The organism is Streptomyces sp. NBC_01261, from assembly GCF_036226385.1.
GTDB lineage: Bacteria > Actinomycetota > Actinomycetes > Streptomycetales > Streptomycetaceae > Streptomyces.
In genome coordinates, this window is sequence record NZ_CP108463.1 from 8,839,054 (window position 1) to 8,865,481 (window position 26,428).

Consider the following 26,428-nt stretch of genomic DNA (forward strand, 5'->3'; position numbering starts at 1 on the left):
CTGCGTGTGCCCCGTACCGTATATGGGTTCGCTGAGGATTCGGCAGCGCCGGTAGGCTCTGACCACTGACGCAGGGATCCTTATCCCCACCCGTATCGACACAACGAAGGACGATCGTGCTCATTGCCGGGTTCCCCGCCGGGGCCTGGGGGACGAACTGTTATCTCGTCGCCCCCGCCGCCGGTGAGGAGTGCGTGATCATCGACCCGGGCCATCAGGCCGCCCAGGGAGTCGAGGAAGCGCTCAGGAAGCATCGGCTCAAGCCCGTCGCGGTCGTCCTCACCCATGGCCACATCGACCATGTGGCCTCGGTCGTCCCGGTGTGCGGTGCGCACGACGTGCCGGCCTGGATCCACCCCGAGGACCGCTACATGATGAGCGACCCCGAGAAGGCGCTCGGCCGCTCGATCGGGATGCCGCTGATGGGCGAGCTGACCGTGGGGGAGCCGGACGACGTCAAGGAGCTGACCGACGGAGCGCGGCTCGCGCTCGCGGGACTGGAGTTCTCGGTCGCGCACGCGCCGGGCCATACGAAGGGGTCGGTGACGTTCCGGATGCCCGAGACCACGGAGATCCCGTCCGTGTTCTTCTCCGGGGATCTGCTCTTCGCCGGCTCCATCGGACGCACCGACCTGCCCGGCGGCTCCCACGCCGAGATCCTCGACTCGCTGGCCCGTGTGTGCCTGCCGCTCGACGACTCGACCGTGGTGCTGTCCGGCCACGGCCCCCAGACGACCATCGGCCAGGAGCGCGCCACCAACCCGTATCTGCGGGAGGTTGCCTCCGGCGGCCAGGGAGCCCAGGACGCTCCCCGACGAGGAATGTGACGAGAGATTTTCGTGAGCACCTTTCAGGCCCCCAAGGGCACGTACGACCTGATTCCGCCGGAGTCGGCCAAGTACCTCGCTGTGCGCGAGGCGATCGCCGCTCCGCTGCGCAACTCCGGCTACGGCTACATCGAGACGCCCGGCTTCGAGAACGTCGAGCTCTTCGCGCGCGGTGTCGGTGAGTCCACCGACATCGTGACCAAGGAGATGTACGCCTTCGAGACCAAGGGCGGCGACCAGCTCGCCCTGCGCCCCGAGGGAACGGCCTCCGTACTGCGCGCGGCACTTGAGGCCAACCTGCACAAGCTCGGCAACCTCCCGGTGAAGCTCTGGTACTCGGGCTCCTACTACCGCTACGAGCGCCCCCAGAAGGGCCGTTACCGCCACTTCTCCCAGGTCGGCGCCGAGGCGATCGGTGCCGAGGACCCGGCGCTGGACGCCGAGTTGATCATCCTCGCGGACCAGGCGTACCGCTCCCTGGGCCTGCGGAACTTCCGCATCCTCCTCAACAGCCTGGGCGACAAGGAGTGCCGTCCGGTGTATCGGGAGGCGCTGCAGACCTTCCTCCGGGGCCTGGACCTCGACGAGGAGACCCTGCGCCGCGCGGACATCAACCCGCTCCGGGTCCTCGACGACAAGCGCCCGGACGTCCAGAAGCAGTTGACGGACGCCCCGTTGCTCCGCGACTACCTTTGCGACGCGTGCAAGGCGTACCACGAGGAGGTCCGCGAGCTGATCACGGCCGCGGGCGTCTCCTTCGAGGACGACCCGAAGCTGGTCCGCGGCCTGGACTACTACACCCGAACGACCTTCGAGTTCGTCCACGACGGTCTGGGTTCCCAGTCCGCGGTGGGCGGCGGCGGCCGTTACGACGGCCTCTCCGAGATGATCGGCGGTCCCGCGCTGCCCTCCGTGGGCTGGGCGTTGGGCGTCGACCGTACGGTGCTGGCCCTGGAGGCGGAGGGCGTCGAGCTCGAACTCCCCGCGTCCACCAGCGTGTTCGCCGTTCCGCTCGGCGACGAGGCCCGCCGCGTCCTCTTCACCAAGGTCACCGAACTCCGCAAGCTCGGTATCGCGGCGGACTTCTCCTACGGCTCCAAGGGGCTCAAGGGTGCGATGAAGAGCGCCAACCGCAGCGGGGCGCGCTACACGATCGTCGCCGGCGAGCGTGATCTCGCCGAGGGTGTCGTGCAGCTGAAGGACATGGAGTCCGGGGACCAGCGGGCGGTCGGGGTGAACGAGATCGTGGCGGAACTGGAGTCGAAGCTGGGCTGAGGCCTGGCTTCTTCGCCCCCGCCAGGGGGCTCTGCCCCCTGGACCCCCGCTCCTCAGACGCCGGAGGGGCTGAGTTTTCGCCGGCCACGCTTGATCTTCTTAGCCCGTCCGGCGTCTGAGGACGAGGCCGTTCAGGCCGAAGCGGGGGTCTGGGGGCGGCAGCCCCCAGCGATGGGTCGGGTAGGGGCGGCGGGGGCGAGAATCCTCAGTCCAGCAACCCGTACCGCATCGCACTCGTCACAGCCGCGGTCCGGTCATCCACCCCCAACTTCCCGAAGACCCGCAGCAGATGGGTCTTCACCGTCGACTCCCCGATGTACAACCGCCGCCCGATCTCCGCGTTGGTGCACCCTTCTGCCACCAACCGCAGCACTGCCGTCTCCCGCTCGGACAACCGAGGCCGCTCCGGCCTGGTCCGCAACTGGTCCACCAACCGCGCGGCCACAGACGGCGCCAACACGGTCTCGCCCCGCGCGGCGGCCCGTACCGCGTCCGCGAGCTCACCCCGCGGCAGATCCTTCAGCAGGTAACCCGCCGCCCCCGCCTCCACGGCTCGCAGAATGTCCCGGTCGGTCTCATACGTGGTGAGGACGATCACCCGGCACGCCAACCCGGCCGCACTCATCCGCACGATGGAGTCGACACCGCCACCGCCCGGCATCCGCAGGTCCATCAGCACGATGTCCGGCCTCAACTCGGCGGCCAGCGCCTCCGCCTGCGGCCCGCTCGACGCGTCGGCGACGACATCGAGGTCCGGTTCGGCGCTGAGCATGGCGCGCAGGCCCTCCCGTACGACGGGATGGTCGTCGGCCAGGATGATCCGGATCATCGGGAACTCCTCCGAGGCGATACAGGCGATACGGGCGATACCTGTGATGAGGGCGATACCGGCAGCCGTACCGTCACCGTCGTCCCCTCGCCCACCGCGCTCCGTACCACCGCCGTCCCACCCACCTCCGCCGCCCGGGTCCGCAGCCCCGCCAGACCGTAGCCACCGGACACCGCACCAGGATCGAAGCCGCACCCGTCGTCCCGTACCGACACGGTGAGTTGATCGTCGGAGTACGTAAGCGTGAGGCTCACCCGCGCCGAACTCCCCGCGTGCTTACGGGTGTTGGCGAGCGCCTCCTGGCAGGAGCGCAGGGCCACGACCTCGGGGCCGGCCGGCAACACCCGTACCGGGCCGGTGACTTGGAGGGTCGCGTCATGGCGGGCGGCGAGCCGGCGCAGGGCGTCCGAGAGGGACGCGCCCTCCAGGTCGGCCGGTGTGCCGCCGGCGACCAGGGCGCGGGCCTCGGCGAGGTTCTGCCGGGCCGTCTCGTCCATCAGGGCCAAGTGCCGCCTGGCCTGCGGGAGATCGTCGTCCAGCTCCGCCTCCACCGCCTGGGCCAGCATCAGCAGGCTGGTGAAGCCCTGGGCGAGGGTGTCGTGGATCTCGCGGGCCATACGCTCCCGTTCGGCCAACGCGCCGTGGGCCGACGACAGTCGGGAGACCTCGTGGCGACTGGCGTCCAGCTCGGCTATCAACTCCGCGCGCTCCTGGCTCTGTTCGATGACGCGGATGATCCAGGTGCCGAGGGCCATCGAGAAGACCAGAGTCACCACCGCGAAGACTGAGTTGAAGAACACGTCCTGCGCGCCCGGCCACCACAGCAGCGCCCAGCCGATCACGGGCGCGATGTTGATCACGGTCACCGCGATCAGCGCCCAGCGCAGCCGCAGCACCATGAAGCAGGGCGGGACGAGGGCGAAGGCCAGCAGCCGGGTCTCGCCGACCAGGACCGCGGAGGGCAGGAACAGCGCCATCTCCGCGATGAGGTAGCCGACGGCCCGGCGTTCGTCCGGGGGGTCGCCCTGAAGGACCGGGCGTCCGACCCAGACGTAGAGCGGGATCAGCGGGACGAGCAGTGCGGCCGCCGTGACGCGTACCGGCCACCCCGGTTGGCTCGTGCCGAGCACGAACACCAGGGTGGCCAGCCAGATCAGGGCGAAGTACGTGTCCCAGAGGCGGAACGAACGGTCCCAGGTGTACGAACCCGACGCCCCGTGCGGAGCGGTCATCCGTCGCGCCGGTTCTTCCACCGGAAGGTCAGCAGGCACAGCAGCAATCCTCCGACGCACCACGCCCCGAGCACCAGCGCGATCTTCCCGAACTCCCAGCTCCCGGCCTGCTCCAGCACCTGTGCCGACGAGGGCAGGAACACCCCGCGCAGCCCCTGGCACATCCACTTCAGCGGGAACAGGGCACCGATGTTGAGCATCCAGTCCGGGATGGTGTCGATGGAGATGTACACCCCGGAGATGAACTGCAGGACCAGGAAGGGGAGTACGACCACGGAGGTCGCGCTCTTGCCGGACTTCGGGACCGAGCTGACCGCGATGCCGAGCAGTGCGCACGCCGTCAGACCGAGCACGAAGATCCACCCGAAGTCCAGCCACTTCACGGCGGACGAGGGCAGGTCCACGTCGTAGAGCGTGGTGCCGACGAGGAGCAGGATCGCCGTCTCCATGAGGCCCGTGACCAGAACCAGCCAGATCTTGCCGAGGAAGTACGCGGCCGGTGGCATCGGCGTGCCGCGCAGCCGGCGCAGCACCTTCTCGTCGCGTTCGATCGCGATCGAGATGCCGAGGGACTGGAAACTCGTCGACATGATGCCGGCGGCCATCATCGCCGGGACGTAGAGCTGCGAGGCGTTGATGCCCGCGCCCCGGACGTCGTCCTTGAAGATCGACGCGAAGAGGAAGAGGAAGACGACCGGGAAGGCGAAGGTGAACACCACCTGGTCGCGCTGCCGGAAGAACTGCTTGAGTTCCAGCACACCTCGCTGCAGGCCGAGTCCCCAGGCACCGGGAAGTCGCTCTCCGGTGGTCTTCGTCCGGGCCTGCGCAACCGTCGTGGTCGTGGTCATCGCGCGTCCGCCTGTCCGGTCAGCCGGAGGTAGACGTCCTCCAGGGTGGGGCGGCTCACCAGCAGCCCGGGGATCTCGCCGTCGAAGCGGTGCGTGAGTTCGGCTACGACCTTGGTCGGAGTCTCCGTGTGCTCCGCGCGCGGGGTGCCGTCCAGGTCCGTCCACTCCACCGTGGCTCCGGTGCCGTGGCGTTCGCGCAGGGCGGCCGGTTCGCCCTCGGCGACCACGCGGCCCTTGGCGACGATGGCGAGGCGGTCGGCGAGGTTCTCCGCCTCCTCCAGGTAGTGCGTGGTGAGGAGGATCGTGGTGCCCTCGTCGGCGAGTTTGCGGATCAGGTCCCAGAACTGGCGCCGGGCCGCCGGGTCGAAACCGGTCGTCGGCTCGTCCAGGAGGAGGAGGTCGGGGCCACCTATCACCCCGAGGGCCACGTCGAGACGCCTGCGCTGGCCGCCCGACAGGGCCTTGATGCGGCTGTCCGCCTTGGCCTCAAGACCGACCAGGCCGATGACCTCCTCGGGGTCGCGCGGGCGGGGGTAGTAGCGCGCGAAATGCCGTACGGTCTCGCCGACCGTCAACTCGGCGGGTGCCGATTCGTCCTGCCAGACGATTCCGACCCGCGATCGCCACGCGCGCGTGCCCGTCGCCGGGTCCGAACCGAGCACCGACACCTCGCCCGCGTCCCGGCCGCGGTTGCCCTGGAGGATCTCGACCGTGGTGCTTTTGCCCGCCCCGTTGGGTCCGAGCAGGCCGAACACCTCTCCCGTGCGGATCTGGAGGTCGATTCCGTCCACGGCGGTCACGTCCCCGTACTGCTTGCGCAGCCCCCGCACATCCACTGCGAGTTCGTTCGCCTGTGTTGTCATGCGACGAGCATCGTCCGGAATCGAGCGCTCAGGGACGACCGTGCGTACTTCCTTATGTCCATCGAACGGTGGACAGAGGTGCGCGTGCGGCACAATGGCCCTGCCCGAAGAAGGTCCAACTCTCAAGTGACGGATCGGCGTGATGAGCAAGACGACAGTGAAGGACGTCTCCACCGACTCCGAGCCGGAACACACGGCCGCGGAGCCGCGCACGGTCGGCGGCAGCCGGGCCTTCGCCCTGTTGCTGGTGATCACCGGTGCGGCCGGACTGCTCGCCGCCTGGGTCATCACGATCGACAAGTTCAAGATCCTTGAAGGCAAGGTCGCCGGGAAGACGTTCACCCCGAGCTGCAGCATCAACCCGATCGTCTCCTGCGGCAGCGTCATGGAGAGCAAGCAGGCCGCAGCCTTCGGCTTCCCGAACCCGATGCTCGGCCTGGTCGCCTACGGCATCGTCATCTGCGTCGGCGTCAGCCTGCTGACCCGGGTCCAGTTCCCGCGCTGGTACTGGCTGACCTTCAACTTCGGCACGCTCTTCGGGGTGGCCTTCTGCACCTGGCTGCAGTTCCAGTCGCTGTACCGGATCAACGCGCTGTGCCTGTGGTGCTCGCTGGCCTGGGTCGCCACGATCACCATGTTCTGGTACGTCACGTCGTTCAACATCCGCAACGACTTCCTGAAGGCCCCGCGCCCGGTCAAGAACTTCCTGGGCGAGTTCACCTGGGTCCTCCCGGTCACTCACGTCGGCATCATCGCCATGCTGATCCTGACCCGCTGGGGCACCCAGCTCTGGGCGTAACCCCGCCCCGACCGGATTGTCAGTGGCGTGACATAGGGTTTTGGACGTGGAGCCCGACCTTTTCACCGCCGCAGCCGAAGAACGCCAGGAGAAGGACCCGTCCAGCAGTCCCCTGGCGGTACGGATGCGCCCGCGCACCCTCGACGAGGTCGTGGGCCAGCAGCACCTGCTGAAGCCGGGCTCACCCCTGCGCAGACTGGTCGGCGAGGGGGCGGGCGGCCCGGCCGGACCCTCCTCGGTGATCCTCTGGGGCCCGCCCGGCACCGGAAAGACGACCCTCGCGTACGTCGTCTCGAAGGCGACCAACAAGCGGTTCGTGGAGTTGTCCGCGATCACCGCAGGGGTCAAGGAGGTCCGCGCCGTCATCGACGGCGCCCGCCGCGCCACCGGGGGCTTCGGCAAGGAGACCGTCCTCTTCCTCGACGAGATCCACCGCTTCAGCAAGGCCCAGCAGGACTCCCTGCTCCCGGCCGTCGAGAACCGCTGGATCACCCTGATCGCGGCGACCACGGAGAACCCGTACTTCTCGGTGATCTCCCCGCTCCTGTCCCGCTCCCTCCTCCTCACCCTCGAACCCCTCACGGACGACGACCTGCGCGCCCTGATCCGCCGCGCGCTGTCCGACGAGCGCGGCCTGAAGGACGCGGTCACCCTCCCCGAGGACAGCGAGAACCACCTGCTGCGCATCGCCGGCGGCGACGCCCGCCGCGCGCTCACCGCCCTGGAGGCCGCCGCCGGAGCCGCCCTCGACAAGGGCGAGCCGGGCATCACCCTGCAGACCCTGGAGGAGACGGTCGACCGGGCCGCCGTGAAGTACGACCGCGACGGCGACCAGCACTACGACGTGGCCAGCGCCCTCATCAAGTCGATTCGCGGCTCCGACGTCGACGCGGCCCTGCACTACCTGGCCCGCATGATCGAGGCCGGCGAGGACCCCCGCTTCATCGCCCGCCGCCTGATGATCTCCGCGAGCGAGGACATCGGCCTCGCCGATCCCAACGCGCTGCCGATCGCGGTCGCCGCCGCCCAGGCCGTGGCGATGATCGGTTTCCCGGAGGCCGCGCTCACCCTCAGCCACGCCACCATCGCCCTCGCCCTCGCGCCCAAGTCGAACGCGGCGACCACGGCGATCGGCGCCGCCATGGAGGACGTACGCAAGGGGCACGCCGGCCCGGTGCCGATGCACCTGCGGGACGGGCACTACAAGGGCGCGGCCAAGCTCGGGCACGCGCAGGGGTACGTCTACCCGCACGACCTGCCCGAGGGCATCGCCGAGCAGCAGTACGCCCCGGAGGAGCTGAAGGACCGTACGTACTACGAACCGACCCGGCACGGCGCCGAGGCCCGGTACGCGGACGCGGTCGAGTGGACCAGGAAACGCCTCGGTCGAAAGCGGTCCTGAGCACCCTGTAGAATCCTGCGCAGTGCTGCGTCCCGTGTCCGACTCCGGTCGGCGCCTCAGGCGGGACATCCAGCCGGATCTTCGGATCCAGGAGCGTCGCGCACCTTCGTAGGTGTCGCGGGCAGCCCACCACCACCCGGGGTTCCGGGACCGGCCGGTGGGCCGTTCGTGTGCTGCACGTATGTGCCCAGATCAGGGGAACGGCTGCCTGACAAGTCCTTCGGGGCCTGTCGGGATTTCCCCGGCTGCGGATGCGACCTCCCGTAACCCTGAGGCAGCCGAAGAGAAAAAGGATAAGAAGTGGCGAATCAGTCCCGCCCCAAGGTCAAGAAGTCGCGTGCCCTCGGCATCGCGCTGACCCCGAAGGCCGTCAAGTACTTCGAGGCCCGTCCCTACCCGCCGGGTGAGCACGGTCGTGGCCGCAAGCAGAACTCGGACTACAAGGTCCGTCTGCTGGAGAAGCAGCGTCTGCGCGCGCAGTACGACGTGTCCGAGCGCCAGCTCGTCCGCGCCTACGAGCGTGCCTCCAAGGTCCAGGGCAAGACCGGTGAGGCCCTGATCATCGAGCTGGAGCGTCGTCTCGACGCGCTGGTCCTTCGTTCGGGCATCGCCCGCACGATCTACCAGGCCCGCCAGATGGTCGTCCACGGCCACATCGAGGTCAACGGCCAGAAGGTCGACAAGCCGTCCTTCCGCGTCAAGCCCGACGACGTCGTCATGGTCCGCGAGCGCAGCCGCAGCAAGACGCTGTTCGAGGTCTCCCGCGCCGGTGGCTTCGCCCCCGACGGCGAGACCCCGCGCTACCTCCAGGTGAACCTCGGCGCCCTGGCGTTCCGCCTGGACCGCGAGCCGAACCGCAAGGAGATCCCGGTGATCTGCGACGAGCAGCTCGTCGTCGAGTACTACGCCCGCTGATCATTCAACGGTCGTAGCGCCTTTTCCCTGTCAGCCCGCCGTCTCCCCGCCCTTCCGGGTGGGCGAGGCGGCGGGCTTTCGCGTGTCCACGTTGACCGTCGCGGGCCGCACCGGGCCGCGCGGCACCGGCACGGCGTCGAGCGACCGCTCCTGTCCCAGCGCCCGGGCCACGGCCGCCTCCCGGCCCAGCCGCGCTCCGTCCCGTACGCACTCCGCGTACCGCTCGTCGCCGAGGCGTTCGCGGGCCATCGCCTCGCACAGCTCGTGCGGCGCGTTGTAGTACGCCGAACCGAACAGGGGCAGCCCCACCGACGGCCACATCCCGCCCGCGGCGCCCTGCAGCAGCGCGGCCTCGGCGGCATCGCCCTCCGCCGCCGTGACCAGGGCCAGCAGCTCGACCGCGAGGACCGAGCCGAGCAGGTCGCGGAAGCCGTGCGCGCTGCCCAGGCAGTCCGCCAACAGGTCGCGCGCGAGCGGGAGTTCACCGTCGCTCCAGGCGACGTAGGCCAGGACGTACAGCGCGTACGCCCGGGTCCAGCGTTCGCCGTGGTCCTCGCACACGCGGCGGACGTCCTCGCACAGCTTCACCGCGTCCGCCAGATCGCCCTGGAACGCGCGGGTCATCGCCAGTTCGACCTGGCCCATCAGCACGTTGCTGTTCAGTTCGCCGATCTGCTGGTAGCGGTCGAGCGCCGAGCGCAGCAGGGTCTCCGCGCGCGGCATGTCGTCCGTGACCAACGCCAGGCAGCCGGTGCGGTGTTCGGCGTAGGCGACCGCCGTGGGGTTCGCGGCCTCGTCCGCCTCCTCGCGGCACTCCTGGAGCGCGGCCAGCGCGGGCACGGTGTCGCCCTGGAGGATCGCCACATAGCCGAGCACCCAGAGGGCCTTCAGGCGTGACTGGTCGTTCGCCGTGTCCTCGGCGCCCAGCCGCACGGCCTGCTCCAGCCAGTGCCGGCCCTCCGCGAGCCGCCCGCAGCCCGCCCAGTAGAACCACAGGGAACCCGCGAGGTACTGGCCCAGGTGCGTCTCGTCCGGCTCGGTCAGGCAGTACTCCAGGGCGCCGCGCAGATTCGGCAGCTCCGCCTCGACCCGCGCGGCGACCTCACCCTGGCGCGGCGAGAACCAGTCCAGCTCGCACCACGTGGCCAGCCCCAGATACCAGTCGCGGTGCCTGCGCCGCAGCCGGGCCGCGTCCCCGGTCGCCTCCAGCCAGTCGGCGCCGTAGGCCCGGATCGTGTCGAGCATCCGGTAGCGCACGCCCGTCGGCGTCTGTTCGCCGACGACCACGGACTGCGCGAGGAGTTCGGAGAGCACGTCGAGGACGCCGTCCGAGGTCAGTCCGTCGCCGCCGCACACGTACTCGGCGGCCTCCAGGTCGAAGCGCCCGGCGAACACCGACAGCCGCGCCCACAGCAACCGCTCCTCGGGCGTGCACAGTTCATGGCTCCAGCCGATCGCCGTCCGCAGCGTCTGGTGCCGGGGTAACGCGTCCCTGCGCCCGCCGGCCAGCAGCCGGAACCGGTCGTCGAACCGTGCCAGCAACTCCCCGGGCGCCAGCGCCCGCAGCCGCCCCGCCGCCAGCTCGACGGCGAGCGGAATCCCGTCGAGCCGACGGCACAACTCCCGTACGTCCGGATCGTCTTCGCCGAGGGTGACGCCCTGCTGCGCGGCCCGGTCGGCGAACAGCTCCACCGCCTCGTCCTCGCCCAACGGCGCCACCGCGACGACCCGTTCACCCGCCAGCTCCAACGGCCGCCGCCCCACCGCGAGCACCCGCAACCCCGGCACCCGCCCGAGCAGCTCGGCCACCAGCTCGGCACACATCTCCACCAGATGCTCGAACCCGTCCAGCACCAAGAGGAGTTGACGATCCGTCAGATGTACGAGCAGCGCCTCACGCGGCAACCGCGCGGTGTGATCCGTCAGCCCCAGCGCCTCCACGACCGCGAAGTCGACGAGTTCCGGGTCGCGCACCGGCGCCAGTTCCACCCGCCACACCCCGTCCGGGGGCGCGGAGAGGGCCGCCGCGTGGGCCGCGAGCCGGGACTTGCCGACCCCGCCGGGACCGGTCAGCGTGACCAGACGTGAGGCATCGAGCGCCCGGGCCAGCTCGGTGAGTTCGGCCGAGCGGCCCACGAACCGGTCGGGTTCGAGGGGCAGATTGCCGTCCGCGGTGGCGTCGCCGCCATGGGAAGCTCGCATGGAACACGGAGCGTACTGAACCGTATTCAGTCCGTACAATCGCTTCGCGCGACTCCACCGCGCGCGGGGCGGTAATGCGGTACGGAGCGCCACCCCCGGCGCGATAGGCTCGGTTCCAGTCATCAACAGGTGTTTACGAGAGCGGGTGTCAGGTGTCCGGTGGAGAGGTGGCCGGGATCCTGGTGGCCGTCTTCTGGGCGATCCTGGTCTCGTTCCTCGCCGTCGCACTGGTGAGGCTGGCCCAGACGCTCAAGGCGACCACCAAGCTGGTCGCGGACGTGACCGACCAGGCCGTGCCGCTGCTGGCCGACGCCTCCGCGGCGGTGCGCTCCGCGCAGACCCAGATCGACCGGGTCGACGCGATCGCCTCCGACGTCCAGGAAGTCACCTCGAACGCCTCCGCACTGTCCACCACCGTCGCCTCCACCTTCGGCGGGCCCCTCGTGAAGGTCGCGGCCTTCGGCTACGGCGTCCGCCGGGCTCTGGGCGGCCGTCGCGAGGACGTGCCCGCGCCGTCCGGGGCCTCCCGTCGTACGGTGATCGTGGGCCGTACCGTCCCGGCCGGACGGCGGGGCAAGCGCACCCGGAAGAAGGACTGACCGAGCGATGTTCCGCCGTACGTTCTGGTTCGGCACGGGCGTGGCCGCCGGTGTCTGGGCGACCACCAAGGTCAATCGCAAGCTGAAGCAGCTGACCCCCGAGCACCTCGCCGTCGCCGCGGCCAACAAGGCGCTCGAAGCGGGCCACAAGCTCAAGGACAGCGCGGTGCACTTCGCGCTCGACGTCCGCGCGGGCATGGCCCAGCGCGAGGCCGAACTCGGCGACGCGCTGGGGATCAACGCCCCGGTCGACCCCGAACTCCCGGCACCCCGGCAGCAGATCGCCATCGAGAACCGCAACACCCCCCTGTCCGTCGAAACAACCGACAGGACGACGTACTCGTACAACCGGAATGAGGACCACTGATGGAGTCGGCTGAAATCCGCCGCCGCTGGCTGAGCTTCTACGAGGAGCGCGGCCACACCGTCGTCCCCTCGGCGTCGCTCATCGCGGACGACCCGACTCTGCTCCTGGTCCCCGCCGGCATGGTCCCCTTCAAGCCGTACTTCCTCGGCGAGGTCAAGCCGCCGTGGCCGCGCGCCACCAGCGTGCAGAAGTGCGTGCGCACGCCCGACATCGAAGAGGTCGGCAAGACCACCCGGCACGGCACGTTCTTCCAGATGTGCGGCAACTTCTCCTTCGGCGACTACTTCAAGGAAGGCGCCATCACCTACGCCTGGGAGCTGCTCACCTCGCCCCAGGACAAGGGTGGTTACGGCCTCGACCCCGAGCGCCTGTGGATCACGGTCTACCTCGACGACGACGAGGCCGAGACCATCTGGCGGGAGAAGATCGGCGTCCCGGCCGAGCGCATCCAGCGCCTCGGCAAGAAGGACAACTACTGGTCGATGGGCGTCCCGGGTCCGTGTGGCCCGTGCTCCGAGATCAACTACGACCGTGGTCCCGAGTTCGGTGTCGAGGGCGGCCCGGCCGTCAACGACGAGCGGTACGTGGAGATCTGGAACCTCGTCTTCATGCAGTACGAGCGCGGCGAGGGGATCGGCAAGGAGGACTTCGAGATCCTCGGCGAGCTGCCCAGCAAGAACATCGACACGGGCCTCGGCCTGGAGCGCCTCGCGATGATCCTGCAGGGCGTGCAGAACATGTACGAGATCGACACCTCCATGGCCGTCATCAAGAAGGCCACCGAGCTGACCGGCGTCGAGTACGGCGAATCGCACGAGTCCGACGTCTCCCTGCGCGTGGTCACCGACCACATGCGCACGTCCGTGATGCTCATCGGCGACGGCGTGACCCCCGGCAACGAGGGCCGCGGTTACGTCCTGCGCCGGATCATGCGCCGCGCCATCCGCAACATGCGGCTGCTCGGTGCCACGGGTCTGGTCGTCAAGGACCTCATCGACACCGTCATCACGATGATGGGTCAGCAGTACCCCGAGCTCGTCACCGACCGCCGGCGCATCGAGACCGTGGCCCTCGCCGAGGAGGCCGCCTTCGTCAAGACGCTGAAGGCCGGGACCAACATCCTCGACTCGGCCATCGCCGACACCAAGCAGTCGGGCGGCAAGATCCTCGCCGGCGACAAGGCGTTCCTGCTCCACGACACCTGGGGCTTCCCGATCGACCTCACCCTCGAAATGGCCGCCGAGCAGGGCCTTTCCGTGGACGAGGACGGTTTCCGGCGCCTGATGAAGCAGCAGCGCGACCAGGCCAAGGCCGACGCGCAGGCCAAGAAGACCGGCCACGCGGGCGTCGGTGCCTACCGCGAGATCGCCGACAAGGCCGGCGAGACCGAGTTCATCGGCTACTCGGACACCCAGGGCGAGTCCACCGTCGTCGGCATCCTCGTCGACGGCGTCTCCTCCCCGGCCGCGACCGAGGGCGACGAGGTCGAGATCGTCCTCGACCGCACCCCCTTCTACGCCGAGGGCGGCGGCCAGATCGGCGACACCGGCCGCATCAAGGTCGAGTCCGGCGCCGTGATCGAGATCCGCGACTGCCAGAAGCCGGTGCCCGGGGTCTACGTGCACAAGGGCGTCGTCCAGTACGGCGAGGTCACCGTCGGCGCCAAGGCCGAGGCCGCGATCGACATCCGCCGCCGCACCGCCATCGCCCGCGCCCACTCCGCCACCCACCTCACCCACCAGGCGCTGCGTGACGCCCTCGGTCCGACGGCCGCGCAGGCCGGTTCCGAGAACCAGCCGGGCCGTTTCCGCTTCGACTTCGGATCGCCGTCCGCGGTTCCCACGACCGTGATGAGCGACGTCGAGCAGAAGATCAACGAGGTGCTCGCCCGCGACCTGGACGTGCACGCCGAGATCCTCAGCCTGGACGAGGCCAAGAAGCAGGGCGCCATCGCCGAGTTCGGCGAGAAGTACGGCGAGCGGGTCCGGGTCGTCACCATCGGCGACTTCTCCAAGGAGCTGTGCGGCGGCACCCACGTCCACAACACCTCCCAGCTCGGCCTGGTGAAGCTGCTCGGCGAGTCGTCGATCGGCTCCGGAGTGCGCCGTATCGAAGCGCTCGTCGGTGTCGACGCCTACAACTTCCTGGCCCGTGAGCACACGGTCGTCGCCCAGCTCCAGGAGCTGATCAAGGGGCGCCCGGAGGAGCTGCCGGAGAAGGTCTCCGCCATGCTCGGCAAGCTGAAGGACGCCGAGAAGGAGATCGAGAAGTTCCGGGGCGAGAAGGTGCTGCAGGCCGCGGCCGGTCTCGTCGAGTCCGCCAAGGACGTGCACGGCGTCGCGCTGGTCACCGGCCAGGTGCCGGACGGCACGAGCGCCGACGACCTGCGCAAGCTGGTCCTCGACGTGCGCGGCCGCATCCAGGGCGGCCGGGCCGCCGTAGTCGCCCTCTTCACGGTCAACAACGGCAAGCCGCTCACGGTCATCGCCACCAACGAAGCCGCCCGCGAGCGCGGTCTCAAGGCCGGCGACCTGGTCCGCGCGGCCGCCAAGACCCTCGGCGGCGGCGGTGGCGGCAAGCCGGACGTGGCCCAGGGCGGTGGCCAGAACCCGACCGCCGTCGGCGAGGCCGTGGACGCCGTCGAACGCCTCGTCGCCGACACGGCCAAGTAAGAAACGGCCGCGAACATGCGAAGAGGACGTCGACTCGCGATCGACGTCGGGGACGCCCGGATCGGGGTCGCCTCGTGCGACCCCGACGGGATCCTCGCCACTCCCGTCGAGACCGTCCCCGGCCGCGACATCCCGGCAGCACACCGCCGGCTGCAGCAGCTCGCCGAGGAGTACGAACCGATCGAAGTCGTCGTCGGTCTGCCACGCTCCCTCAAGGGGGGCGAGGGACCGGCCGCGGTGAAGGTCCGGGCCTTCGCGCAGGAACTCGCGAAGGGCATCGCACCGGTACCGATCAGACTGTTGGACGAACGGATGACCACGGTGACGGCCAGTCAGGGACTGCGCGCCTCAGGGGTGAAGTCCAAGAAGGGCCGGTCGGTCATCGACCAGGCGGCCGCGGTCATCATCCTCCAGCAGGCGCTGGAATCCGAACGGGTGTCAGGTAAACCACCCGGCGAGGGCGTCGAAGTGGTCATCTGATCGCGATACGGTAACGTTCCGCGCGATGCGATGGTGTTCGAACAGCCATGGCACAGCAAGAGGCGGGACGGGAGCCGGAGCCGCAAGCGCCGCGACCGCCGCCTCGCGGCTCTAGGGGATCGATGACTGAGTATGGCCGGGGCCCAGGCTCCGAACCGTGGCATCCGGAGGACCCGTTGTTCGGGGACGTCGGATGGGAAGGGCAGCAGGCCCAGCCGGGCCAGCAGTCCTCCTACGGCGGCCAGCCGCAGCACTATCCGGAACAGCCGCAGCAGCCGCAGTACGGCGACTGGGGCCATGGCCAGCAGGCCGATTACGGTCAGGCGCCGCAGCAGTACCAGGTCTACGACGAGCAGGGCAACCCGCAGTACCCCGACCAGCAGCAGTGGGCTGACCAACAGCAGTACGCCGATCAGAGCCATCAGCAGTACGCCGGTCAGCAGCAGCAATATCAGCAGGGCGGCTGGGACGGCACCGGCGCGCCCGCGCAGGTCCCGTACGCCGCGGACCCTGTCGACCCCTACGGGCAACAGGCCGCCGCCTATGGCGAACAGCAGCCCGATTTCTACGGCACGCCCGACGCGTTCCCGCCGCCGGAGCCGCCGAGCAGGCGACGCACCGAGCCGGAACCGGAGCAGGCCGACTGGGACCCGGGACCCGATCAGGGCGAACACGCGTTCTTCGCGGGCGGCGGTGACGATGACGATGACGACGAGGCCGACGACGAGCCGGACGGGCGCCGGCGGGCCAAGGGCGGCAAAGGCAAGGGCAAGGACAAAGGCGGCAAGGAGCGGAAGCGCCGCAACGGCTGCGCCTGCCTCGTGGTCGTCATGGTGTTCGGCGGCGGCCTGGCCACGGTCGGCTACTTCGGCTGGCAGTTCTACCAGAACCGTTTCGGCTCGGCGCCGGACTACGCGGGCGACGGCACCGGTTCGGTGAGTGTCAGCATCCCGAAGGGGGCGGGCGGCTACACCATCGGTCAGGAGCTGAAGAAACAGGGCGTCGTGAAGAGCGTCGACGCGTTCGTCGCCGCCCAGTCCCAGAATCCCGACGGGAAGAAGATCCAGGCCGGGGTCTTTCTGCTGAAGAAGGAAATGTCCGCGGCGAGCGCCGTCAAGCTGATGCTCGACCCCAAGAGCCAGGACAACTTGATCGTCCCCACGGGCTGGCGGAATTCCAAGATCTACGCGGCGATCGACAAGAAACTCCAGCTTTCCGACGGCACGACCAAGGCCGTCGCCAAGAAGGACTACAAGTCGCTCGGACTCCCCAGCTGGGCGAACAACAACAAGGACATCAAGGACCCGCTGGAGGGCTTCCTCTACCCCGGCACATACGGCGCCGCAAAGGGTATGAAACCCGAAGCGGTCCTCAAGCAGATGGTCGCCCAGGCCAGCGACAAATACGGCGCGATCGACCTCGAAGCGAAGGCGAAAGCGCTCAATCTGGACGACCCGTTGCAGGTCATCACGGTCGCGAGCCTCGTCCAGGCCGAAGGCAAGACGCACGAGGACTTCCGCAAGATGGCGGAAGTCGTCTATAACCGTCTCAAGACCACGAACACCGAGACGAACCGGTACCTGCAATTCGACTCGACCTTCAATTACCTGAAGGGTCAGAGCAACATCCACATCAGCGAGTCCGAGATCAACAGCAACAAGGACCCGTACAACACCTACACGCAAAAGGGCCTGCCGCCCGGTCCCATCGACAACCCCGGTGACGAGGCGCTCGCCGCCGCGCTGAATCCGACGCACGACGGCTGGATCTACTTCGTGGCGACCGACGGCGAGAACAAGACCGAATTCGCCAAGACGTATGCCGAGTTCCAGGCACTCAAGGATAAATTCAATGCCAGTTCGGGCAACTGACGCCCGCCGTGCCGCCGTGCTCGGTTCCCCCATCGCCCACTCCCTCTCCCCGGTGCTGCATCGCGCGGCATACGGGGAGCTGGGGCTGGACGGTTGGTCCTACGACCGCTTCGATGTGGACGAGGCGGCCCTGCCGGGGTTCTTCAAGGACCTCGGCCCGGAGTGGGCGGGCCTGTCCCTGACCATGCCGCTCAAGCGGGCGGTGATACCGCTGCTCGACGAGATCAGCGAGACGGCGGCGTCGGTGGACGCGGTCAATACGGTCGTCGTCACGGAGGACGGCCGCCGAGTCGGCGACAACACGGACATCCCCGGCATGGTGGCCGCCCTGCGCGAACACGGCATCGAACAGGTCGACTCGGCCGCGATCCTGGGCGCCGGCGCGACCGCCTCCTCCGCCCTCGCCGCCCTCGCCCGCATCTGTACGGGTGAGGTCGTCGCGTACGTCCGCAGCGAGGCGCGCGCGGCGGAGATGCGGCAGTGGGGCAAGCGGCTGGACGTAGAGGTCCGCACCGCGGACTGGGCGGACGCGGCGGAAGGCCTGCGCGCGCCCCTGGTCTTCGCGACCACCCCGGCCGGCACGACAGACGCCCTTTCGTCCACGGTGCCGGAACGCCCCGCCACCCTCTTCGACGTCCTCTACGACCCCTGGCCCACGGACCTCGCGGCCCGCTGGTCCGGCTATGGGGGTGCGGTCGTGAGCGGCCTCGATCTGTTGGTGCACCAGGCGGTGCTTCAGGTGGAACAGATGACGGGGTGTCGTCCGGCGCCGGTGGACGCGATGCGGAGGGCGGGGGAGAGGGCGTTGGCGGGGCGGTGAGGTGGGTTCGGGCGCGGCCGGCTGCTTGCTGGTCCTGGGGCGGCGGGGATGGAGCGGGCTGGATGGCGTTGGCTGGGTGTCTGCGTGGACCTCGTGGGGTGGGCGAGCAAGCGATCGTCGGCCGATTCCTGACGTCGACCTGGTACGGCTGCCGAGGAGGCGCAGGCGGACCGCCGATCCGGACCTGGGCAGGTGCGCGAGCGATCGTCTGCAGACTCCTGACGTCGACCCGGTAAGGCTCCCGAGGGGGCGCCGACATGCCGCTGGCCCGGGCTCGTCAGGGCGGGCAAGTGGGCGTCGGCAGACTCCCGACCCGCCCCGGCAAGGCTCTCAAGAAGCCGCCGTCCGACTGCTGACCCCGCCCCCGCAAGGCGGCTGAGCGGTGCGTCGGTCGACCTCTGACCTCGGCCCAACCGAGCGGGGAGAGAAGGCGTCCCCCGGTCGTCACGCCCACCACCACCCGTCCGCCCCCTGGACCGTAGGCCAGGTCCGTGTCCCGGACGTGGGAGGATCGGGGGCGGCGGGCCAGGGCCGCGCACCCGGTCGCGCCGTTGGCGTATGCGAGGACGCGCGTACGCAGCAGTACCAGGGCGCGAGCATGAGGAGCACCGTTGAGCAGGTTGCGCTGGCTGACCGCGGGGGAGTCCCACGGTCCCGCACTCGTGGCGACGCTGGAGGGTCTTCCCGCCGGTGTGCCGATCACCACGGACATGGTGGCGGACCACCTGGCCCGGCGCCGGCTCGGCTATGGACGCGGCGCGCGCATGAAGTTCGAGCGCGACGAGGTCACCTTCCTCGGCGGTGTGCGGCACGGTCTGACCCTCGGTTCGCCGGTCGCCATCATGGTCGGCAACACGGAGTGGCCCAAGTGGGAGCAGGTCATGGCGGCCGACCCGGTCGACCCCGAGATCCTGGCGGGGCTCGCCCGTAACGCGCCGCTGACCCGGCCCCGTCCCGGCCACGCCGACCTCGCCGGTATGCAGAAGTACGGCTTCGACGAGGCCCGGCCGATCCTGGAGCGCGCCTCCGCGCGGGAGACAGCCGCCCGTGTCGCGCTGGGCGCGGTCGCCCGGTCGTACATCAAGGAGACGGCCGGGATCGAGATCGTCTCGCACGTCGTCGAGCTGGCCTCCGCCAAGGCGCCGCAGGGTGTGCTGCCCACGCCGGCCGATGTCGAGAAGCTGGACGCCGACCCCGTGCGCTGCCTGGACGCGGACGCGTCGAAGGCGATGGTCGCGGAGATCGACCAGGCCCACAAGGACGGCGACACGCTCGGCGGGGTCGTCGAGATCCTTGCCTACGGCGTTCCCGTCGGCCTCGGTTCGCACGTGCACTGGGACCGCAAGCTGGACGCCCGCCTCGCCGGTGCCCTCATGGGTATCCAGGCGATCAAGGGTGTCGAGATCGGTGACGGGTTCGAGCTGGCGCGGGTGCCCGGTTCGCAGGCGCACGACGAGATCGTGAACACCGATGAGGGTATTCGGCGCGTCTCCGGGCGCTCCGGTGGCACCGAAGGCGGGCTGTCCACGGGCGAGTTGCTGCGCGTGCGTGCTGCCATGAAGCCGATCGCGACCGTGCCGCGCGCCCTGCAGACCGTCGACGTGGTCACCGGTGAGGCCACGCAGGCCCACCACCAGCGTTCCGACGTCTCCGCGGTCCCGGCCGCCGGCATCGTCGCCGAGGCGATGGTCGCGCTCGTCCTCGCGGACGCCGTGGCCGAGAAGTTCGGCGGCGACTCGGTGCCCGAGACCCGCCGCAACGTCCGTTCGTACCTTGAGAACCTGGTCGTCCGGTGACCGCGACCCCGCTCGTCGTCCTGGTCGGTCCCATGGGCGTCGGCAAGTCCACCGTCGGACAGCAGCTCGCCGAGCGGCTCGGCGTCGCCTACCGGGACACCGACGACGACATCGTGACCACCGAGGGCCGCACCATCGCCGAGATCTTCGTCGACGAGGGCGAGCCGGTCTTCCGCGCGATCGAGAAGCGCGCCGTGCACCAGGCACTCGCCGGACACGACGGCGTCCTCGCGCTCGGCGGCGGCTCGATCCTCGACGAGGACACGCGCACGCTGCTCGCCGGACACCGGGTCGTCTACCTCTCCATGGACGTGGACGAAGCGGTCAAGCGCACCGGCCTCAACGCGGCCCGCCCGCTGCTCACGATCAACCCGCGCAAGCAGTGGCGCGAACTGATGGAAGCCAGGCGGCACTTGTACGCCGAGGTCGCGCAGGCCGTCGTACCCACGGACGGCCGCACCCCCGAGGACGTCACCCAAGCCGTCCTGGACGCACTGGAGTTGAAGGAAGCATGAGCGAGTCAGTGACGCGGATCCAGGTCGGCGGCACGGCGGGCAGCGACCCGTACGAAGTCCTGGTGGGCCGTCAACTCCTGGGCGAACTGGGCGGGTTGGTCGGCGACAAGGCCAAGCGGGTCGCCATCATCCACCCCGAGGCGCTCGACGAGACGGGTGAGGCGCTGCGCGCCGACCTGGCCGGGCAGGGTTTCGAGGCCGTCGCCATCCAGGTGCCCAACGCGGAGGAGGCCAAGACCGCCGAGGTCGCCGCCTACTGCTGGAAGGCCCTGGGCCAGTCCGGCTTCACCCGCTCCGACGTCATCGTCGGTGTCGGCGGCGGCTCCACCACCGACCTGGCCGGCTTCGTCGCCGCGACCTGGCTGCGCGGGGTCCGCTGGATCGCCGTACCGACGACCGTGCTCGCCATGGTCGACGCGGCCGTCGGCGGCAAGACCGGCATCAACACCGTCGAGGGCAAGAACCTGGTCGGCTCCTTCCACCCGCCGGCCGGCGTGCTCTGCGACCTCGCCGCGCTGGACTCCCTCCCGGTCAACGACTACGTCTCCGGGCTCGCCGAGATCATCAAGGCCGGCTTCATCGCCGACCCGGTGATCCTCGACCTCATCGAGTCCGACCCGGAGTCCGCCCGCACCCCGGCGGGCCCGCACACCGCCGAGCTCATCGAGCGCTCCATCAAGGTCAAGGCCGAGGTCGTCTCGGCCGACCTCAAGGAGTCGGGTCTGCGCGAGATCCTCAACTACGGCCACACCCTCGCGCACGCCATCGAGAAGAACGAGCGCTACAAGTGGCGGCACGGCGCCGCGGTGGCCGTAGGCATGCACTTCGCGGCCGAACTCGGCCGTCTCGCGGGCCGGTTGGACGACGCGACGGCGGACCGGCACCGCACGGTCCTCGAATCGGTCGGCCTGCCGCTCAGCTACCGCTACGACCAGTGGCCCAAGCTGCTGGAGACCATGAAGGTCGACAAGAAGTCCCGCGGCGACATGCTGCGCTTCATCGTCCTCGACGGCCTCGCCAAGCCGACGGTCCTGGAGGGCCCCGACCCGGCCGTCCTGCTCGCCGCGTACGGCGAAGTGGGCGAGTAAGTACCGCCAAGGCCCTTCCGCCCGAATCGCCTTGCGCGGACGGGCACTTCGGCCTCTCCCCGGCCGTTCACCAAATGGCGGCCGGGGAAGGTACCGTTCGGTAGGCAGCGGGCTCGGGCCCGCTGCCAGCGCCCATTGCCTTCTGCGAGCGAGCCGAAGGGACGCGCCGGTACCGGCTTCAGCGCCCCGGAGGTGACCGAGCCGGAAAAGACGAGACGGAGTGGCACCGGATGCAGCACGCAGTGGGGTCTCCGCTGCCGCCGCCCCACCAGCCGGGGCAGGGACCGACCACCGGTTGGTCCCCGGCCGGACAACACTCGGGACCGCCCCAACCGGGCCCGGCCCCCGTGCCACCCCCGCCACCGGCCCCGGGCTTCGCGCCCACCCCGCCGCTGCCGCACGCGGTCCCGCGCCGCGCCCCGGACACCACCGGCCACGTCCAGCTCCCGCCGGGCGGCCCCGTGCCCATGCCCAGCACGCCACCGGCGCAGGCCGCGGCCGACCCGACCTCCACGACCCTCGCGGTGCTGCTCATCGGCCCCGCCGGCGCGGGCAAGACGAGCGTCGCCAAGTACTGGGCGGACCACCGCCGGGTCCCCACGGCCCACATCAGCCTGGACGACGTCCGCGAATGGGTCCGCTCCGGCTTCGCCGACCCCCAGTCCGGCTGGAACGACCACTCCGAGGCCCAGTACCGCCTGGCCCGCCGCACCTGCGGCTTCTCCGCCCGCAACTTCCTCGCCAACGGCATCTCCTGCATCCTCGACGACGCGGTCTTCCCCGACCGCCCCGTCGTAGGCCTGGGTGGCTGGAAACGACACGTCGGCCCCGGCCTCCTCCCGGTGGTCCTGTTGCCCGGCCTGGAGATCGTCCTGGAACGCAACGCCAAACGCGCCGGCAACCGCCGCCTCACCGACGAGGAGGTCGCCCGCATCCACGGCCGCATGGCGGGTTGGTACGGCTCGGGCCTCCCGATCATCGACAACTCCCAGATGGACGTACAGCAGACGGCCCAGGTCCTCAACGACGTCCTGGCACGATCCATAGCGAGCCCGCCGAGCTGGTGACCAACGGGACTTGTGTCTTTTAGGGGCGCGGGGAACTGAGCGCCCAGCCCCCACCGGCGCGCACTCGGCACACGACCTTCGAACCCGCCCCGTCCCCCGAACGGCACTCTCCCAACCAGCACAATCCAGCCACCGCTCCTACGCTCGTCTCATGTCAGAGGTCTACGCAGCCCGCCGAGCAAGGCTCAGGGACCGAGCCCAAGCCGGCGGCAGCCAATCCGCGCTGGTCACCAACCCAGCCAACGTGCGCTACTTGGCCGGTCCAGCCCCGCAGGGCACCGTCCTGCTCCTGGGCAAGCGCGAGGACCTGCTGGTCTGCACGGTCCCGCTGGACGAGCGGCCGGCGGAGGGCCGTCCCGACGAGACCCTGCGCGTCCACACACTCCCCGGCCCCGACGGCGACCCCGCCGTATCCGCCGCGGACCTCGCGGCAGCGCACGGCGCCGACTCCATGGCCGTAGAGGAGCATCACCTCACGGTGGCCCGCCACCGCGCCCTCCGCTCGGTCGCCCCCACGCTCCGCCTCACCGACATCGGCGGCGCGGTCGAACAGCTGCGGGTGGTCAAGGACGAGGAGGAGATCTCCTGTCTGAGAATCGCCGCCGAGATCGCCGACCAGGCCCTCGGAGAGCTGCTGGAGTCGATCCTCGTCGGCCGCACCGAACGCCATCTCGCCCTCGAACTGGAGCGACGGCTCGTCGACCACGGGGCGGACGGCCCCGCGTTCGCGACCTCCGTCGCCACCGGCCCGCACTCCGGCCGACGCGGTCACCGGCCGACCGATCGCAGGGTCGAGGAGGGAGATTTCCTTTCTGTCTGCCTCGGTGCCATGTATCGCGGATACCGCTGTGAGATCGGCCGTACGTTCGTCATCGGGACCTCTCCCGCCGACTGGCAGATCGAGCTCTACGACCTCGTCTTCGCCGCCCAGAGGGCCGCACGGGAGTCCCTGACCCCCGGCGCCGCCTACCGCGACGTGGACCGCGCGGCCCGCCAGGTACTGGACTCCGCGGGGCACTCAGAAGGCCTCGCAGCGCTCACCGGGCATGGTGTCGGGCTCGAAATCGACGAGGAGCCGCAGCTGGCCCCCGCGGCCATGGGTAAACTGGACGCTTGCGTGCCGGTCACCGTCGAACCGGGGGTTCACCTCCCGGGCCGGGGCGGTGTCCGGATCGATGACACGCTCGTCGTACGCCCTGAGGCGGACGGCGGACCCGAGCTACTCACCATCACGACCAAGGAGCTGCTCGCGCTCTAGCTTTTCCGAGCTGTGCGCGTGTCCCGTGGTCGTCCACGTCAGTCCAGGAGATTCCGCAACCGTGGCTTCCACGAACGACCTCAAGAACGGCCTGGTGCTCAAGCTCGACGGGGGCCAGCTCTGGTCCGTCGTCGAGTTCCAGCACGTCAAGCCCGGCAAGGGCCCTGCCTTCGTGCGCACCAAGCTCAAGAACGTGCTCTCCGGCAAGGTCGTCGACAAGACGTTCAACGCCGGCGTCAAGGTCGAGACGGCCACTGTCGACAAGCGCGACATGCAGTTCTCGTACATGGACGGCGAGTACTTCGTCTTCATGGACATGGAGACCTACGACCAGCTCATGGTCGACCGCAAGGCCGTCGGCGACGCCGCCAACTTCCTGATCGAGGGCTTCACCGCCACGGTCGCGCAGCACGAGGGCGAGGTGCTCTTCGTCGAGCTGCCGGCCGCCGTCGAGCTCGTCATCCAGGAGACCGAGCCCGGCGTCCAGGGCGACCGCTCCACCGGTGGCACCAAGCCCGCCACCCTGGAGACCGGTTACCAGATCCAGGTCCCGCTCTTCATCACCACCGGTGAGAAGATCAAGGTCGACACCCGCTCCAGCGACTACCTCGGCCGGGTGAACAGCTAACCGTGGCTGCCCGCAATACGGCCCGCAAGCGCGCCTTCCAGATCCTCTTCGAGGGCGACCAGCGCGGAGTCGGCGTCACCACGGTCCTCGCGGACTGGATCCGGCTCTCCCGGGACGACACCCGGCAGCCCCCGGTCAGCGAGTACACGATGGAGCTGGTCGAGGGGTACGCGCAGCACGCGCGCCGCATCGACGAGCTGATCGCGCAGTACTCGGTCGGCTGGACGCTCGACCGCATGCCCGTGGTGGACCGCAACATCCTGCGCCTCGGCGCCTACGAGCTGATCTGGGCCGACGAGACCCCGGACGCCGTCGTCCTCGACGAGATGGTGCAGCTGGCGAAGGAGTTCTCCACGGACGAGTCGCCCTCGTTCGTGAACGGCCTGCTGGGCCGTTTCAAGGACCTGAAGCCCACACTGCGCCGCGACGAGGCGTAAGCAGTACGCGAGAGCGATACGCGAGCGAAACGCCGGAGGGCCCGCAGCACGACCGCTGCGGGCCCTCCGGCGTTCCCGTGGGCATGAGGGCGTTCCCGTACGCATGAGGCTCCTGAGGCCCGCAGAAAGCCGCCGGGGTGGCCGGAACGGTGAAGTTCCGGCCACCCCGGCGGCACGTTTCTGCTGAGACGGGAAGCGGCTCGGCGGGGGCGGCTCAGTTCTCCTCGTGGGAGACCGCGCGACGCGCGTCCGCGTCCAGTACGCCCCAGCTGATGAGCTGCTCGGTCAGGACCGAGGGGGACTGGTCGTAGATGACGGCGAGTGTGCGCAGGTCGTCCTGGCGGATCGAGAGCACCTTGCCGTTGTAGTCGCCGCGCTGGGACTGGATCGTCGCCGCGTAGCGCTGCAGCGGGCCGGCCTTCTCGGCGGGCACGTGGGCCAGCCGCTCCAGGTCCAGCACCAGCTTCGGCGGCGGCTCGGCGGCCCCGCCCGGCGTGGTGCCCGGCAGCAGCTCCTGCACCGGAACCCCGTAGAAGTCAGCCAACTCGGCGAGGCGCTGCACGGTGACGGCGCGGTCGCCGCGCTCGTACGACCCGACCACGACCGCCTTCCAGCGTCCCTGTGACTTCTCCTCGACACCGTGGAGGGAAAGGCCCTGCTGGGTGCGGATGGCCCGGAGCTTGGCCCCGAGCTGCTTGGCGTATTCGCTGGACATATAGCTCCCGGACACTGTGTCGACGCGGCTGCAGTGTTTCCGCGCCGCGCGGCTGGTAACTCACTGTGAGGTTACGCAGCGTTACGCTGCTGCGTCAAGCCGAATGGTCCGCACCGGCTCTTCCGTGGTAGCGGTGTCCGATTACTCCATAGGGGTGATCAGGGGTGTCGTCCCGGCCTGCTACCGTGGATGGCGCAAATCCGACGTCCTTTAAGGTCCGTCCCGTGAGGCGGAGAAGGAGGTCCGTTTCTTATGGACACCCAGCAGTACGAGTCCGATGCCCGGCCGGTTCTCGAAGCCCCCGACATCGCGCGGGTCCTGACCCGCATCGCCCACGAGATCGTCGAGCGCGCCAAGGGCGCCGACGACGTGGTGCTCCTCGGCATCCCGACCCGGGGCGTCTTCCTCGCCCAGCGGCTCGCCGTCAAGCTCGAAGAGATCACCGACCGCAAGATCCCGGTCGGCTCCCTCGACATCACCATGTACCGCGACGACCTGCGCATGCACCCGCCCCGCGCGCTGGCCCGCACCGACATCCCCGGTGACGGCATCGACGGCCGCCTGGTCGTCCTCGTCGACGACGTGCTCTTCTCCGGCCGCACCATCCGCGCCGCCCTCGACGCCCTGAACGACATCGGGCGCCCCCGCGCGGTGCAGCTCGCGGTCCTGGTCGACAGAGGCCACCGCGAACTGCCCATCCGCGCCGACTACGTCGGCAAGAACCTCCCCACGTCGCTGCGGGAGACGGTCAAGGTCCAGCTCGCCGAGGAGGACGGTCGCGACACCGTGCTGCTCGGCGTCAAGCAGACCCCTTAGCGGCCGGACGCCGTGCCCCTGTGGCACGCCGCGCCCCCGCATGCCCGGCCGCGCCTTCTGGGGGACCTCCCCCAGACCCCCGGATCCCGACCTGAACTGCCTTACGG

The 26,428-nt window shown here is 69.8% G+C and carries 25 protein-coding genes; 19 read left to right on the forward strand and 6 right to left on the reverse strand.

Annotated features, from left to right (window positions below):
• Positions 1–116 precede the first annotated feature (116 nt).
• Both OG226_RS39425 and hisS read left to right on the forward strand, forming a co-directional pair.
• Entirely contained in the window at positions 117–827 is a 711-nt protein-coding gene (locus tag OG226_RS39425) for an MBL fold metallo-hydrolase (protein WP_329351615.1), read from the forward strand.
• A 12-nt stretch (positions 828–839) separates the two neighbouring features.
• Positions 840–2,102, forward strand: a complete 1,263-nt coding sequence (hisS, locus tag OG226_RS39430) for a histidine--tRNA ligase (protein WP_329351616.1) — start codon at positions 840–842, stop codon at positions 2,100–2,102.
• Between the two features lie 205 nt (positions 2,103–2,307).
• On the opposite strand, the gene OG226_RS39435 is transcribed toward hisS, so the two are convergent.
• Genes OG226_RS39435 through OG226_RS39450 form a run of 4 tightly spaced genes read right to left on the reverse strand, consistent with a single transcriptional unit; the run spans position 2,308 to position 5,874 of the window.
• A complete protein-coding gene (locus tag OG226_RS39435) occupies positions 2,308–2,931 on the reverse strand; it encodes a response regulator transcription factor (protein ID WP_328684505.1) in 624 nt (207 codons plus the stop codon).
• On the reverse strand, positions 2,928–4,163 hold the full coding sequence (locus tag OG226_RS39440) for a sensor histidine kinase (protein ID WP_328684506.1): 1,236 nt from the start codon (positions 4,161–4,163) through the stop codon (positions 2,928–2,930). Before OG226_RS39440 ends, OG226_RS39435 begins: the two co-directional genes overlap by 4 nt.
• Positions 4,160–5,011, reverse strand: coding sequence for an ABC transporter permease (locus OG226_RS39445; RefSeq protein ID WP_328684507.1), 852 nt, complete (start codon positions 5,009–5,011; stop codon positions 4,160–4,162). Before OG226_RS39445 ends, OG226_RS39440 begins: the two co-directional genes overlap by 4 nt.
• Positions 5,008–5,874: an ABC transporter ATP-binding protein gene (locus tag OG226_RS39450; RefSeq protein WP_329351619.1), complete on the reverse strand. Its 867-nt coding sequence runs from the start codon at positions 5,872–5,874 to the stop codon at positions 5,008–5,010. Before OG226_RS39450 ends, OG226_RS39445 begins: the two co-directional genes overlap by 4 nt.
• Positions 5,875–6,016: 142 nt before the next feature.
• Here OG226_RS39450 and OG226_RS39455 point away from each other — a divergent pair, with 142 nt between their 5' ends.
• From OG226_RS39455 to rpsD, 3 genes are all read left to right on the forward strand, one after another.
• The gene (locus OG226_RS39455; RefSeq protein WP_033282274.1) at positions 6,017–6,673 is read left to right on the forward strand and encodes a vitamin K epoxide reductase family protein; all 657 of its coding nucleotides are present in this window, start codon (positions 6,017–6,019) and stop codon (positions 6,671–6,673) included.
• Between the two features lie 46 nt (positions 6,674–6,719).
• On the forward strand, positions 6,720–8,075 hold the full coding sequence (locus OG226_RS39460; RefSeq protein ID WP_328684509.1) for a replication-associated recombination protein A: 1,356 nt from the start codon (positions 6,720–6,722) through the stop codon (positions 8,073–8,075).
• 300 nt (positions 8,076–8,375) lie between these two features.
• Positions 8,376–8,990 carry a 30S ribosomal protein S4 gene (rpsD, locus tag OG226_RS39465; RefSeq protein WP_019066381.1) on the forward strand — a complete coding sequence of 205 codons (615 nt, stop codon included), beginning with the start codon at positions 8,376–8,378 and terminating at the stop codon, positions 8,988–8,990.
• A 30-nt stretch (positions 8,991–9,020) separates the two neighbouring features.
• On the opposite strand, the gene OG226_RS39470 is transcribed toward rpsD, so the two are convergent.
• Positions 9,021–11,192, reverse strand: coding sequence for an ATP-binding protein (locus tag OG226_RS39470; RefSeq protein WP_328684510.1), 2,172 nt, complete (start codon positions 11,190–11,192; stop codon positions 9,021–9,023).
• A gap of 152 nt (positions 11,193–11,344) precedes the next feature.
• Between OG226_RS39470 and OG226_RS39475 the strand changes: the two genes are divergently transcribed.
• From OG226_RS39475 to nusB, 13 genes are all read left to right on the forward strand, one after another.
• Positions 11,345–11,791, forward strand: a complete 447-nt coding sequence (locus OG226_RS39475; protein ID WP_063739143.1) for a DUF948 domain-containing protein — start codon at positions 11,345–11,347, stop codon at positions 11,789–11,791.
• Positions 11,792–11,798: 7 nt separating this feature from the next.
• A complete protein-coding gene (locus tag OG226_RS39480) occupies positions 11,799–12,158 on the forward strand; it encodes a hypothetical protein (RefSeq protein ID WP_328684511.1) in 360 nt (119 codons plus the stop codon).
• The gene (gene alaS / locus OG226_RS39485; RefSeq protein WP_329351620.1) at positions 12,158–14,830 is read left to right on the forward strand and encodes an alanine--tRNA ligase; all 2,673 of its coding nucleotides are present in this window, start codon (positions 12,158–12,160) and stop codon (positions 14,828–14,830) included. The genes OG226_RS39480 and alaS overlap by 1 nt, the downstream gene beginning before the upstream one ends.
• Positions 14,831–14,845: 15 nt before the next feature.
• Positions 14,846–15,310: a Holliday junction resolvase RuvX gene (gene ruvX, locus OG226_RS39490; RefSeq protein WP_328684513.1), complete on the forward strand. Its 465-nt coding sequence runs from the start codon at positions 14,846–14,848 to the stop codon at positions 15,308–15,310.
• A 122-nt stretch (positions 15,311–15,432) separates the two neighbouring features.
• Positions 15,433–17,181 (forward strand): endolytic transglycosylase MltG, encoded by a 1,749-nt coding sequence (gene mltG / locus OG226_RS39495; protein WP_328684514.1) that lies wholly within the window; start codon positions 15,433–15,435, stop codon positions 17,179–17,181.
• Entirely contained in the window at positions 17,162–18,001 is an 840-nt protein-coding gene (locus OG226_RS39500; protein WP_329351622.1) for a shikimate dehydrogenase, read from the forward strand. The genes mltG and OG226_RS39500 overlap by 20 nt, the downstream gene beginning before the upstream one ends.
• Before the next feature lie 611 nt (positions 18,002–18,612).
• Positions 18,613–19,797 carry a chorismate synthase gene (gene aroC, locus OG226_RS39505; protein WP_328684516.1) on the forward strand — a complete coding sequence of 395 codons (1,185 nt, stop codon included), beginning with the start codon at positions 18,613–18,615 and terminating at the stop codon, positions 19,795–19,797.
• Positions 19,794–20,312 carry a shikimate kinase gene (locus tag OG226_RS39510; RefSeq protein ID WP_329351624.1) on the forward strand — a complete coding sequence of 173 codons (519 nt, stop codon included), beginning with the start codon at positions 19,794–19,796 and terminating at the stop codon, positions 20,310–20,312. Before aroC ends, OG226_RS39510 begins: the two co-directional genes overlap by 4 nt.
• Entirely contained in the window at positions 20,309–21,400 is a 1,092-nt protein-coding gene (gene aroB / locus OG226_RS39515; RefSeq protein WP_329351625.1) for a 3-dehydroquinate synthase, read from the forward strand. Before OG226_RS39510 ends, aroB begins: the two co-directional genes overlap by 4 nt.
• Before the next feature lie 230 nt (positions 21,401–21,630).
• The gene (locus tag OG226_RS39520) at positions 21,631–22,467 is read left to right on the forward strand and encodes a Pro-rich N-terminal domain-containing protein (protein WP_328684519.1); all 837 of its coding nucleotides are present in this window, start codon (positions 21,631–21,633) and stop codon (positions 22,465–22,467) included.
• A gap of 151 nt (positions 22,468–22,618) precedes the next feature.
• Positions 22,619–23,725, forward strand: coding sequence for an aminopeptidase P family protein (locus OG226_RS39525; protein ID WP_328684520.1), 1,107 nt, complete (start codon positions 22,619–22,621; stop codon positions 23,723–23,725).
• A gap of 61 nt (positions 23,726–23,786) precedes the next feature.
• Positions 23,787–24,353, forward strand: coding sequence for an elongation factor P (gene efp, locus OG226_RS39530; protein ID WP_019059745.1), 567 nt, complete (start codon positions 23,787–23,789; stop codon positions 24,351–24,353).
• 2 nt (positions 24,354–24,355) lie between these two features.
• Complete coding sequence (nusB, locus tag OG226_RS39535; RefSeq protein WP_328684521.1) at positions 24,356–24,790, forward strand: transcription antitermination factor NusB; 435 nt, start codon at positions 24,356–24,358, stop codon at positions 24,788–24,790.
• Between the two features lie 214 nt (positions 24,791–25,004).
• On the opposite strand, the gene bldD is transcribed toward nusB, so the two are convergent.
• Positions 25,005–25,505, reverse strand: a complete 501-nt coding sequence (gene bldD / locus OG226_RS39540) for a transcriptional regulator BldD (RefSeq protein WP_019059743.1) — start codon at positions 25,503–25,505, stop codon at positions 25,005–25,007.
• Between the two features lie 252 nt (positions 25,506–25,757).
• Between bldD and pyrR the strand changes: the two genes are divergently transcribed.
• Positions 25,758–26,321: a bifunctional pyr operon transcriptional regulator/uracil phosphoribosyltransferase PyrR gene (gene pyrR / locus OG226_RS39545; RefSeq protein ID WP_019059742.1), complete on the forward strand. Its 564-nt coding sequence runs from the start codon at positions 25,758–25,760 to the stop codon at positions 26,319–26,321.
• Positions 26,322–26,428: the final 107 nt, after the last annotated feature.